Origin of the sequence: Ruminococcus flavefaciens AE3010 (assembly GCF_000526795.1) — a bacterium.
Lineage (GTDB): Bacteria > Bacillota > Clostridia > Oscillospirales > Ruminococcaceae > Ruminococcus > Ruminococcus flavefaciens_D.
In genome coordinates, this window is the sequence record NZ_JAGT01000001.1 from 1,050,871 (window position 1) to 1,065,812 (window position 14,942).

Below are 14,942 nucleotides of genomic sequence, written 5' to 3' on the forward strand. Positions count from 1 at the left end.
CTTCTAAAACTATTTCAATTATTAATTATCTGATCATATGATTTACCAACAATATCTGTATAATAAGTCATTATATTCTCTTCGCTGTCCTTAACCATAACATATCCTCTCAGATATACTGTTTTGTCGGTGTTTTCACCTATGTTCAGATAATATGAATAATATCCTTTATTTGTATTTACTCCGGATGTACCAGCATGAACTTTTTCTTTTACTTCTGTAGAACCAACATCATCAGTAAACCTCAAATTATTATCTCGGCTTTCATCATCTGACTCTACAAAAACGGACACGCTTGTACCATAGAGAATACCGTTAGAAATAACTGTGTAATTCTCTGGAATATCTCTTGTGATCTCATAATAGATCCTATTGTTGAATGCTCTTACGTTTGTAATTGCTACAACAGGAGCTCTATTTACTGGTTCATCAGCATTAACATACACAGACTCTACACTAATATCCGAAACAACTCTAAAAGTATATGATTCGCTATAACTCAGAATCGTATCGCTGTTTGACAATTTCCAATGAGAGAAGAGCTTTCCATCAACCGGGATTGCTTCAACATTACAAAAAGCGTTTTCTGTATAAATATATGACCGCCTTACACCATTCTGAATATATGAAACTGTGAAGCGTTTAACAATTTTCCAGTATTTTGCAATCGAACCCTTATATGCACCTATACCAGTAATAGTAAGCATATAATCGCCTGATTCAGTTGCAGTATTTCCTGTAACTTCATAGTCGACGCCTTCTGTCAGCAGAACTCCATTCAGTTTTACTGAATTTACATTTACTCTCTTTTCATTTCCATCATAATTGAAAGATGTAGCAGATATCAAAACTTTTGCAGTTGAAATATCTGTTCGTTCCTTTTCCGGTATTTCAACTATTTCAGTTGTAGTAAATGTAATATCCTCATAAACATATATTCCAGTGTACACAATCGAACCTATCTCGTCATAAGTAGGCTCTTTGGTAGTTTCTGATGAGATATTGACTTTATCATCATTTATCACCATATCACAGTTATGGCACTTTATAGCCACGTTACACTGTGTATGATCATCAGACCACGTCCAAGAATCAGCATACAAATCATGTCCGTTTGCAGGTATAGTATTATTTTTGCTGTCACTATATTCATTATCATCAATTGTAACATTAGCAATATAATTATCGTAACCTGATTCAGTACATGTTGGAGCAAGATAGTCATGAGTTACTGTTGCATCGATTCTGCCTGTAATCTCGTTACATACATTACACTTAAGTTCAGCCTTGCAGCTTGTATGATCGTCAGACCAGATCCACTTATCTACAACATTACTATGTCCGGTAGCAGGAATAACCTTATCATTTCTCTGATTATAAATCATTCCATCTAATTCAATTTCAGCTATGTAATTATCATAACCATCAGTTGTACAAGTTGGTCCAAGTTCTTCATGACTTATATCAGCTGTTTTTTTCTGAATATCACTACACTCAGAACATTTCAGTATTACTTCACAGGTCGTTCTTTCGCTTGACCAGTTCCAGTTATCTATTACATAATGATGACCAGTTGCATTTGTACTAACAGTAACAGTATCGCTATAATCCCTTCCTTCATAGATTATGTCCGCAATAAAGGTATTGAATCCATCTTCAGTACATGTCGGATCAACAACTTTTTCAAGTCTTACATTTGCTGTCTGAGGTGAAGTTGCTGCATCGCAAGCAGAACATTTAAATACAGCACTGCATTCCGAGTGATCGTCAGACCAGATCCATTCATCAACATAATAGCTATGACCTGTTGAATTAAGTATCTCTGTAAGTTCATCTGTATATAAATTTCCATCGATCAATACTTCTGCAACATAATTTACTAAACCATCGTCAGTACAAGTTGCATCTACTGATGATTCAATTCTCACAAATGCATTAAGCATCTTTGAAAACGTCTCTTCATCATAAGATTTTAATTCAGCTGTAACCGTTCCGTCCTTATCAAAGTTTTCCCAGTGCCACTCTATATGATCCCAATTCTGCTCAGTTATATCGATATTTACAAATTCAAGTTCATGGTCTGCAGCATATGTTTCGGCAACACTTTCTGAGTAACCCCAGATTACAGTATTATCTGCGAAAGCGCTTTCTCCTATCTTATTAACACTTTGAGGGATCACGACTAATTTGACATTGTCATTATAGAATGCATAATTGCATATTTCCGTAACTGGTATACCATATATGCTTTCAGGAATAACATATTCCTCAGCCTCATCAGTTATACCGATAATCATTACGTGATCTTCATAATAATAGTACTTTAAGTATTCAGGATATTCATATAGATCACCATTCATGTCACATAAATGATTACCGTATTTCAGAGCATATAAAACGATATTTTCATTCAAATCAGATTGAATTATTACATTAGAATCACATATTCTAACATCCTCAGGATTGGGATAAGGATAATATGGATTCACGTTAAATTCTGGGTCTCCTTTGATGACTATTTTTTCAAGATACTTGCATGAACTGAAAGCATCATATCCAATTCTTAATACACTCTCAGGAATCTCTACTTTTTTAATATGCTCATACCCATAAAATGCCATATCAGCAATTTCAACTACAGGCATTCCGTAAATACTCTCCGGAATAATAAGTTCATCATTGTAATCCTTATTGGAATATCCCATAATTATTACAGTACCATCCTTGATATTAATCTTCAAATCAGATGGTTTAGAATAAACTGTATCACTGTTTATATCATGGAAGGTTATTCCCTTGTCAGCAGCATACTGTAATGCAAAACTGTTATCTGCAGGAGCATATATATCCTTTAACGCTTCATTTCCTTCGAATTTACAGTCACTGTTTTGAATTTTTATCGTTTCTACATTCGGACAGTTTTTCAAATTGATAGATGTTACACTCTCAGGAAGTATGATCTCAGTCAGTGTATAGAACGGGAAGTCCACACTTGTTATTGGTAAGCCATACATAGTATAAGGAACATTCCATGTAGTCCATGTATTTTCAGATGCATATCCATCGTATGTAACTGATCTTATACCTACAGTACCATCTGATACATAGAATTTAATACCTTCAGGGAACTCTATAGGATTATTAAGGTCGTTGAATACTATTTCATTATCCCGTGCTATATTCATTGCAGAAGAACCTAAATAACCGCTTATCGATTTCAAATTTCTGATTATCTGGTTCGGTATATTCAAGTTAATATCTGCTTTGACAGTGATTTTTGTCATGGACGCACAACTATCGAATGCATTTTCTGTACACTCCTTAACTGGAATTCCACCGATAGCAGCAGGTATTTCGACTTCTTCTACATTGCCGCAATTCGTTATCCTGATATATGGCTCAGCAAAACTATTCATGTAAGCTAAATTGTCTTCAGAATAATAATAATCCGAATTTTCGTCTTTATATATTATTTCATATTCAAGATACTCAGGTGCGGGATCATTTTCATCAAGAATTACCTCAAAAGGATAGTTTTTCTCTTTTGCATACTCATATGAAGTACTTCCAAAATATCCTTTAAGCTTACAATTGACATCATCTGCTATTACAGCATTTGGATTAAGAACTGTAATGCATTGATTTTGCTGTGAATTATAATATGAATAATCATTATTATAACTGTAAACATTATTGACATATTCCATATTCTTAGGCAGAACGACATTTTTTACACCTGAGTTACAAAATGCTCCTCTTTCTACAACTTCAATATACTCAGGAATCTCAACAGTTTCTGCTCCATAATAATCACAAAATGCATATTCACGTATTTTCTTTATACTGTCACCATTAATTACCTCTGGGATAACTAATTTTGAGGTCTCAGGATCATAACCAATTATTGAAATATCATAAGTCGGTGCATTATAAGCATAATTTTGATCTGAATTGTTACCTGAATAATGCTCATTGTAACGTTCAATGCCAATATACCTCGGTGTTTCTTGATTTGCAATAAAGTTGATATTATGGCTGATTGCATAAGCTTCAGCAGCACTTCCGCTGCTTCCGTGTATCTCCTTGAGATTGATACAATCAGTAAACATGGTGTCAGGTATGTAAGATATACTATCAGGAATAGTAATTGATCTTAAAGCAGTGCATCCCCTGAAAGCATCGCTGTTTATATTTGTATAAACAGAACTGCTTGTTTGACCATAAGTCTCTACATACTCATCTTTTTGGGAATAACAATAATTCGGAATCATAACATCTACTGCACTGATATCACACTTTTGAAGTCTGCTGTCATTAAATGTTAACTCCGGTGGGCAATCATCATAATACCTATGATGATTATAAATCCTGACAAATTTAATTCCATGATTATAAGCATATGCTTCCGCTGTACTATTACTATATCCTCTTATTACTTCAAGATTATTGCAATCATGGAAATCAGATTCGCTAATACTAATACTTGAATTCAAATACGTTACCGATTTCAGATTTTTGCCATTGAAATATGCTTTTCGTACTGTAGTATTACCTATTCTTTCAGGTATTGTAGCATGAACTACATTTCTATCGCAGCTTACACTGATCGTGTTGCCGTTATAATTATAATCGTAATTACCACTGTAAAGATATGTTGTATTATATTTATACTCTTCATCAACTACAAACTTGATGTTATTATAATAAGCATATTCTTCAGCATAACTATTAGGAGCACCTCTTATTTCAGAAATTAATTCTGCAACAGGTATCTCAACGGTCGCTGAATACGCACCATCATAAGAATAATCATTTGAATTTGATTCCCTATAACATCTTATATTAATGTCTTTAACCGAAGATGGAATAACTATTGATTTGAAATAAGGACTCCTATCATAACAAAAACTCAAATTGATCTTCTCGACTGTTATACCGTCTATTTGTTCAGGTATTCTTATAATGCCAGCATCAATAAAAGAAGGATGAATATAACCCACAACTGCATACTCATTTCCAGATTCATCTGTTTCAACGCTGTAACAATAATCTAAACTATCATAAGGGTCTCCTGTTTCTTCATATTTAATACTATTTGATTTTGCATAATTGATTGAATAACTTCCGTTATCAGACTTGATAATTTTATGAGACTTATCAACAAAAGCATCATCAGAAATATACTCTACATTTTTAGGTATGTTAATATAATAATCTGTATCGTTAACGTAATTAAAAGCACCTGAAAGGATTCTGGTAACAGGTTTATCATTGATTCTTGAAGGTATATCATATGTCTTATTAACATGATCTGGTTCACAGGAAATTATTTCAACATGGTCATCATATTCAGCATATCTGAGTCTCTTCAGAACATATCCTTGGTCACTGATAACTTCAAACTTTATAGGATAGTGTTCTTTCACATAACGTTCCGCAGCACTTCCTTTATAACCGCGAATTTTTTCTAAAGACGCTAAATATCCTAGTTCAAATGTATCTACATTTTCTGGTACAGTAATGGTCCTTATATTATTCAGGCCAGTAGCTTCATTATTATGATTGAAAATTACTCCTGTTATATTTGAACCATACATTTTATCAGGAATAGTAATAGAAGTCTCTGTACCCATATAATCAACAACAGAAACCTTTCCATCCCGATAAGAATACCTGAAATATGCCTCATCATTCAGTTCAATATACTTGTAAGGAATATTATTAGCCTTGGCATATTCCCACGCATAGCTGCCATAGTTTACGTAGAAACAAACATCAGAATCATAACAACTTATATAATTAATAGTATCCGGAATAACGATATTTTTACAAGAATGATCCTCAATCAATAAAGCTGTTACAGGTATATTATCCTTATTTTCCGGAATAATAACTTCATCCAGATCTTCATGATTGTTTACGTGAACTAAGGTATGAAGCTCTCCGTTTTCATAAGTGAAAGTCTCATATTCAAATGGAATACTATTTAATTTATATGAGATATTTCTTTCTACAGCATAATTATATGCATAACTTCCATTATTCACATAAAAACATATATCACGGCTTGCATCATATGCGTCTATGTATTGAACACTGTCAGGAATTGTTATATTTTTTATCGACATATTGTCAATACGCAAATATTTTACCGGATGACCATTTATTGTCTCAGGAATTACAACATTACTTGCGTAATCACCGGTTATTCCATGGATTTCTACATAATCCTCATAATTATTATATTCATCACCAGTAACTACATTATATGAAAAAGTATAGCTTGATTCAGCATCCATTTGAGTTTCTTCAATCGGAACATAATTAATTCCTAAATTATATGCCACCGACTGCATTGTACTTCCCGGGATAGCATATAAAACAGAACAATGGCTCCACATATCCAAGAATCTTGAATCTGTAATCAAAATATCAGGGTTAAATATTTTCAGTGTGAATTGGCTTGGAATATAAGCATTAGGGTTATCATAATAATATCCGCTTGGTATGCATAATTCTGTAACCTGTTTACCATTTATCATCCAAGGAATAGTATAATCAGAAACACAAGGAGAAAAATCTATACCTGTAATAATGATATTATCTTCATTTTCTGTATATTTTAAGTATTCATACGGTTCATCGGCATTAATATCTACGAATGAAATACCATACTCTTTAGCAATATCCATAGCATGACCTGCTATACTTCCGCGTATCTCTAAAAGATTATTGAAATTATTGACGCGGTTGTACATTCGTTCAACAGTATCCGGCAAAGTCAATGACAAGATAATATCAGAATCGTCTTTTTCTCCATTTGGCCTTCTTCCAAAATTAATTTCTTTTACAGGTAATCCTTCAATTGATTCAGGAATTGTTACAAAACTATCATTTCCCAAATATCCTTCTATAATGATGCTATCGTCATGCTTTGAATAAATAAATGTGGCTTCGTCAACCGTATACTCCAGATCTTGTAAATCTTCTGCAAAGGCTCTGAATGATTCTATAATTACAGCATGTTCTGAAATTGGGAAATTACCATAAAACATCATTACTGCTGTAATAGCAGCTATCGTTCTTTTGTATTTTTTCATCATATTATCGCCCCCACAATAATTACATATATTTAATACAATGACTCATTTCATATATACATCAGAAAATTATATCTTATGTATAATCATCCAATCATATATTTCTATACAAATTGTAACATTTTTGATCCAACAATTCAAGTATAATAAGTGAATAATGTATACTGATAACATATTTTTGTAGAAACGAATAACAAAGAATGATGCTGATTGTTGATTTTGCGGTCAGAGAAAGGCTATATATCGTTATATTTACGTACTAATATACACTTCGTATATCGCATATAAAACATTCTCCTATATTAAAAAAAAAGCGGCATTTTATGGATCAACTAAAGATCCTTAAAATACCGCTATTTTGAATATCATATCAGGTAAATGTAAACTTCTCTTTATCAATGGCCTTCATAAGAAAATACACCTGATGTAGTGTTTATCAGAGATCAATATCTGCAATTCTTCATCCTGTTAACTACTATTTTTTAAGGATCAATAATAATGGTACTGCCGCCTTCATCACCGTTAAACGAATTATCTTTTATTATACCATTGATATTGGCTTTTACAGCATCACTGTAAACTGTATGCTCTACACCTGAACTATCCTTATAAACAAGATATCCTCGCACATACCATACAGTATCAGCAGTAACGTTGCTTTTAGTCCATGTATATTTCAAATTCTTTGTATTCTCAGTAACCTTGGATGAAAGCTTGACATATACAGCATTATCGGCAGTAACATTTATTCCTATATTACCGTCATTTGTCGCTACAAGTCCGCCTTTAACAAATTTACAGGATGTTGGAATATTGCAAACAGATACAAATGAGACCTTTCCTGCTGAAGTATTAGGTGTTACGCTTTCAATAATCGCAGTACCTGCCTGATTTACAGCAGTCGTATCAGCAACATAAACAGCCTTGAGTGTAACTGCATATGAAGGCATACGGAATGAATAACAGCTGTTAGACGAAACCTTAACTCCATTTCTCAACCAATGTGAAAACTTCTTTCCATGTTCCGCCGTATCAGCTCTTACAGTCAGAAGAGTAGATACCTGAGCTGTATAGTTAGTACTGCCGTCAGTAAGCTTTCCGCCAGTAATGCTAACGTTGTATGTCTGAGGCTTCTTTGTATAGACTTCTTTTATTTTGATTGGCTCACTTGGCTTTTCAGCAACTGCCGCTGCTAAAGTAGCCTGAGCGTCTGAAACATCTGTGTACAATGTGCCGTTAATATTCCAGCCACTGAAATCATAACCGTCCAGATAGATTGCAGTCAGAGGATAATCCTCATTACTGAATGTTTCGGCATATACTGTTGAAGATGTTTTTAGGCTATTGATGTCAGTATATTCAATATTGACCTCCGTCTTAACATGCTCCACTTCGACATATGGATCTGTGGAAAGCATAAGATATGAGCTATTATAAGTTTCTAATGTGTCAGTATCATAGACATAGGTATATGTATTAGAAGGATATGAATAAATATATGCACCCTCGGTGTATGAAGTACCTGGGAAATAGAATTCATAGTTAGTATTATATGTTCCGTCAGACGGAGTTGCAAGGAAGAACGTATTTATATATTCTTCCACAGGCCGGTCTATACTGTCACACTGTGTTATATCCACAAGATAGCTGCGGTTATCGTCCATATTAACGACATTCCACATATGAGGTCCTGAAAATGTTCCTGTTGCTATTAAACAGCTTATTCCTTCAAGGCGTTCAGACGATAAATCACAGAGATACTTGAAAGCCTTTGCATATCCCTCGCAAACTACCTTTGTACTGTTGTCGCTGTCAAATACATAGATAAGCTGCCACGGATCACCGTAGGCTGCACCGCCGCCTGCCGCAGCATAATTATAATCTGTCAAGCCGCAAATTGCATCACGGTATGCCGCAAGAAGTTCTTTGCCGCTTTTATCGCTGTTGTCGTTTACTATCTGTTGAGCATTACTAATTGCTGAAGCAACTACTGACACTCTGTTATCCGGTAGATTGGTAGTACCTGTAGCTCCATTAACTGAATAGTCAGCTGATACCTTAAATATAACCTTCGGATTACTTCCAAGGTAAAGCTTCCATTCACCGTTTTGCTTCTTTGCACCAATAGAACCCATAGACGTCTGATATGACGTTTTGTCACACCAATACATTTCATAGGGGCAATCTGCAAGCAATGCATTGATAACTGCACGGAAATCACATATTTCATTACTAAGAGCTGCCATCCCTTCATCGGTGATATGATTATTAGATACAACCGCATTAACTCCAAGATCCGCTGCAGACCAGGATGCCCCTTCAATTCCAAGCTCCTCAGCAGTTAAATCTATCTCGGTGGAGGTTCGCTGTCCCGAAGCTATCCTCGCTACTTCTCTTTTCAATACATTATAGGCTATAGCTTCCCTGCCGCCAAGCTTTGAACCAGCTGTAATGCTACTTTCATAGCAAACTATTTTACCGTTTCGGGTTTCGTCAGGCTTCGGAGTTACTCCGGACTGAGTCAGCATATAATTGTAGAGAAGTTCATCAGCAGAAATGCTGTTAACAGAAAACTTTTCCTCCTGATTACACACTGCTTCAATACTCGGCGCTTCATCAGCTGCAAATACTTCCCTAAAAGGAATTACTGCATAAGATAGCGCAACTGCAAATGCAGCAACTGAACTCACGATTGACTTCATTGTTTTTCTCATTTTAATACCACCCTTCATAATTGAACATTTTTGTCATTGAAACAAGTGGTAAATCTATTGCTGCATCGCTATAGAAGAAACTTGCAGAAATTATAAATGTACTAACTGTATTTTAACATATTTTATTCTATACTTCAACATATGTTTTTTAATATCTAAAAAGTTTGATAACAAAAACCTCCCCCGCTGGTGTTTTCACACCTTACGAGGGAGATATAATAAACACCAAAATGATTATATTAGTTTACTAAAGATAGCGTAGCTATTCTTGTTTCAACAGTATTTGTTCCATTGCTAAGAATACAACGATACTTTCTTCCGGCAAACCTCTCTGCCATTGTAAAGCTGAACGTATTCTTATTATTATTTGGAATATCTGTCCAAGATGTACCATTAGTACTCCACTGCCACTGATAGCTTGTTGTTCCTTCAGCTGCTACTGTCATTACAACTGAATCGCCTACTGCAGCATTTACATCTTCAAGATCTTGTGAAAGCTCATAGCCAGACTTCAATGATAATGTAGCAACTTTTGATTCAATAGTATCAGTTCCATTACTCAGAATACAGCGATATTTTCTTCCGGCAAACCGCTCTGCCATCTTAAAGCTGAAAGTATTTTTATTATTATTACCAATACTGTTCCATGAGATTCCATCTGAACTCCACTGCCACTGATAGCTTGTTGTTCCTTCAGCTGCTACTGTCATTACAACTGAATCGCCTACTGCAGCATTTACATCTTCAAGATCTTGTGAAAGCTCATAGCCAGACTTCAATGATAATGTAGCAACTTTTGATTCAATAGTATCAGTTCCATTATTCAGAATACAGCGATATTTTCTTCCGGCAAACCGCTCTGCCATCTTAAAGCTGAAAGTATTTTTATTATTATTACCAATACTGTTCCATGAGATTCCATCTGAACTCCACTGCCACTGATAGCTTGTTGTTCCTTCAGCTGCTACTGTCATTACAACTGAATCGCCTACTGCAGCATTTACATCTTCAAGATCTTGTGAAAGCTCATAGCCAGACTTCAATGATAATGTAGCAACTCTTGATTCAATAGTATCAGTTCCATTATTCAGAATGCAGCGATATTTTCTTCCGGCAAACCGCTCTGCCATTGTAAAGCTGAAAGTATTTTTATTATTATTACCAATACTGTTCCATGAGATTCCATCTGAACTCCACTGCCATCTATAGTTTGTGGTTCCTGCAGCTTCGACTCTCATTACCACTGCATCTCCTACTGATGCTTCTACATCTTCCAGATCCTCTGTAAGCTCATATGTAATCGCATCTTTATAAACTGACTCAATAGTAACATTTTCCGTTACGGCAAATGTATACGGATTAGCTGTACTTACGTTTGTGCCGTTGGCTGTCCAGTGCGAGAACACCTTACCCTCGACTTCGGGAGCAGTAACGGTTACGTTAGTATTTGCAGCGTACATCTTCTTAGTGGACTTACCATTGATCTTGGATTTTACGCTGAACATCTCAGAAATATTCCAATCAGCGTAAATTGTACCTTTATAGTCACCAATACCACTAGCATTTGCTGTATATGCACCTGCTTTGTTCTGACTTGAGCAGTTATATACATAATCCTTGCCCTCTGTCAGAATATTTCCGTTATAATAAATAGTAGCTGTAGGACGATGCATAGCTCCATCGTAGCGATAATTGAAGGAGTCAAGGTACATTTCAGCTTCTGCGATATCTATCTTTTCCTTAGCCCCTATCTCAACAATTGCCGATTTAACTGTATTATTTACAGAAGAAACAGCAGAACCATTCTCGATAACACATCCAACCGTCTTAAGCTCGCAACCTCTCATAGTAACTCCGTTATTAAAACCATAGAGTGCACCACTTGTTGCATTCTTGATATTGATCACAGAATCACGTACTTCAAGTGAAGCATTGTTGCTTTCGCAGAAAATACCCTTGCCTGCGCTATTTGATGTGATATCAGCATTTTCTATGCTGAGCAACGAATTTTTGCCGCAGCTTATAGCAGTACCGCTTGCCGGAACATTAAACGTGATATCATAATCGTCGCCGAAAATAGTTGTTTCAAGACCATCGGCTATTCTGATAACACCTTTATCACTTGTAAGAATATAGTCGACATCAGCCCAGATATTAAGTCCTTCAATGCCCTGATTGTCAATACACCAGTTGCTTCCACCGTCAATATTGTTTAAGATGTGAAGAGTATTGTTATTTGCATCGTACTCTGCATTGCCGCCGCAGAGATCATGGCGATTAATCTCATTTACCTGTTCACCGCAAACATAAAGCGGATAGTACTCAACTGGAGAAATAATAAGCTTTTTTGTATCGATCTGTGTTGCACCTTCTAAAAGATTGGTGTTTTCAGGAATTCTTATCAGGCAGCCATCAATAGTTATGCCGTTTTTAAATCCAGAGATAACTCTTGTCAAAGCGTTTGAATTTGTCACAGACATAGCTATTTTTGAGTTGTCTATTTTCATTGAACAAGTATCTGATGTTGAAGCATTGAAGCATCTTATATTTGAATTAACTGTAAGGTCTGCATCCTTTATTATTACATTTGTTTTGTTTTTACAACTAAAAGCAATAACAGCGTTTGTATTAACATTTAATTTACCTGTAAAGATAGTATCGGTATTTAAAATGTTATCAGTTGCAATACCCATAGTATGTCCGTTACCGTTAATAGTAAGACCAGTATTGCTAACATTTTCGATAAGACTTAAACTTATAGGCTCACTTCTCAAGTCAATATCCTTATTCAGAATAAGAGTATTAATAGAAGGAACATACTCAAAAGCACCGTTAGGTCCAAGCTTATAGAGATTACTTTCCGCAGTTACCTCAGTACCTGCGATCTTGAAACCATAGCCCTTTTTGATTTGAACGCCGTTAGCTAAGCTATTACCGTTCTTAATGCCCCAGCCGCCATAATACTCATCTAACTTTGCACCGCTTGGAGCAGCAATATGGCAGTTTTCAAGCTGATTGATGGCAAATCCCTCAGTTACATACAGCGGACCGCTTGTATATACATCTGAATTGATAATAGTGAGATCGCCTGATACTTTTAAATGCTCAGCATCGAGATTAGAGAAGCTCGGGTGATCTACCTTGATATTAGCGTTATCCAAAGTAAGATCGCCGTTACAGTTAAGGCGTGAAACTGTAAGCTTTCCGTCGCCCTTAATTGTAGTATATCCGCCAAGTGTAAGAGTTGTCTGATTATATCCGTAAACATCTGTGAGATCAGTATCAGCAGTAACATTGATAGTAAGACCGCCAACATAGCTTTCGATACTGCGGTCGCTTGTTGAACCCACCTTTCCCTTTAATGTAAGAGTCTGAGTTTCAGGATCGTATGAATAATTATCGCCCTGACGATTGAGTGTACCGATCTTGCGGCCGCCGATAATAATACCGTCGTATTCCTTTGATATCTGAGCATTACCGCGTATGCAGCTATTATATGTTGAATATTTCTCGATTGCACCGTTTTCAGGACCTGTTATATAACAGCCGTCAAGGGTGATATTGCCGTCAGCTGAGAAGATACCGCTATCTACCTCAACATTTGATCTTACGATCTTGATATTTGAACTACCGTATGCATAAATAATATCCTGATCGTTTATTTGGACATTTCCGTCCTGAATAGTAAGAGTTGAATTATTCTTTACATCTATTCTGGGGACAGTAAGTGTTCCGGGACCTGTTATGGTAGTATTTGCATTGAGAGTCATTACATCACCCTGAGCATCATCAGAGAGATAGGTATCATTTTCAACATAGATAGTAAGACCGCTTATATTGTTGGTGATCTTAACATCTTGGCTCGGATCGCCCTTCAGGGTAAGCTTATTATAAGAGAATGAAGCTTTGCCGTCACCAAGAATATCGTTGCAGTTTCCGCTTGTAACCTGTGTATCGTTCAGATAAAGATCGTAAGTTGTCTTTGCTGCTGTTGTTACAAGCTTAGCATATGAGCCTGACTTTTCTTTGATTCCGCTGCTAATGGTTGAGGGCTGAGGTGAAGAGAATATAACTGTAGAGTAAGTGGTAATACTCTTGAAGCCTCTTACCGCCGAAACAGAGCTATCGATTTTTACACCATTATATGAAAAATCGAGAGAGGCATCATTTGAACCAAATATACCATATGCAGCATTATTTACCTGTATTGGCGAGTTAATAGTTAATTTAGCATTGCCTAATACCTGTATAGCTGTGACAGCAGCACTTATATATTGCTGCTTAGAACCATAAAAAGTAGTATTTTTACTTATTACTACTGCTGGGTACATAGAGCTTGAATTGTCTATTCTTACGGTCTGTGATGAATTATTCTGAATCTTCAGACCGTCTACGCCTGTATTTTCGATTATAGGAGCAGTATAACAATTTTGCCAGAAGTAACTTTCGGTCGAAAGCGTCTTTGTTGAAGGATTATACTTAAATACGCCGTTCCCTGTGATATCGTCCTTATTGGCGCTTGTTACCTGTGTACCCATGACCTTGAGACCTTCATAGACTGTTATCTCGGGCTCTGGGGGAGTAGGAAGCTGATTTGCTGTGATAGTAAAGGATTTAGCAACGCTTCCGCTGGAATTAACGATATTCTTTCCGTCAACACGTCCGTTTGTAGGAGTTGTTATAACGCTGTTTGTAACTGTAATAGGATTATAGTTTTTATTAGTATCTGAGGTAAATAATGCAATTGTAGCGTATACATTAACAGTCGAATTATCAAATGTTACATACAGTGTGTGCCAATAATCACCTGAAGAAGTATAAGAGTTATCAAAAATATATGATGATTGCAAAGAAGCTCTTGTACCTTTAAAAGTAATTGTTTGCCCATAATAACTATTTTGAAAACAATACCCCTGTGATTCGATAGTAAGCTTTCCGTAACCTGATACTGTAATGTTACCAAAACCACTACTACAATTATAATTAGAAATACAAGGCTCAGCAGCGTTCTGTTTTAAAACTATGTCGTCATCGACGCTGATTTTATAACTATTAACATTATAACTACTGCTATTGTAAAACTTAATAATACTACCTTGTGAGTTCGTTAGTGTGTTTACATTTGAAT

3 protein-coding genes are annotated in these 14,942 nt (G+C 35.7%); all 3 read right to left on the reverse strand.

The genetic code is table 11. The features are described 5' to 3' along the window. Positions 1-14: 14 nt before the first annotated feature. On the reverse strand, positions 15-7,103 hold the full coding sequence (locus N774_RS0104510) for a leucine-rich repeat protein (RefSeq protein WP_024860093.1): 7,089 nt from the start codon (positions 7,101-7,103) through the stop codon (positions 15-17). A 479-nt stretch (positions 7,104-7,582) separates the two neighbouring features. After that, the gene (locus tag N774_RS0104515) at positions 7,583-9,814 is read right to left on the reverse strand and encodes an InlB B-repeat-containing protein (RefSeq protein ID WP_024860094.1); all 2,232 of its coding nucleotides are present in this window, start codon (positions 9,812-9,814) and stop codon (positions 7,583-7,585) included. Positions 9,815-10,053: 239 nt separating this feature from the next. Next, entirely contained in the window at positions 10,054-14,664 is a 4,611-nt protein-coding gene (locus N774_RS0104520) for an InlB B-repeat-containing protein (RefSeq protein ID WP_024860095.1), read from the reverse strand. Positions 14,665-14,942 lie beyond the last annotated feature (278 nt).

Bases quoted from the DNA above. Each gene is read 5' to 3' on its own strand.
- N774_RS0104510 (WP_024860093.1), bottom strand. From the start codon at position 7,103: ATGATGAAAAAATACAAAAGAACGATAGCTGCTATTACAGCAGTAATG.
- N774_RS0104515 (WP_024860094.1), bottom strand. From the start codon at position 9,814: ATGAGAAAAACAATGAAGTCAATCGTGAGTTCAGTTGCTGCATTTGCA.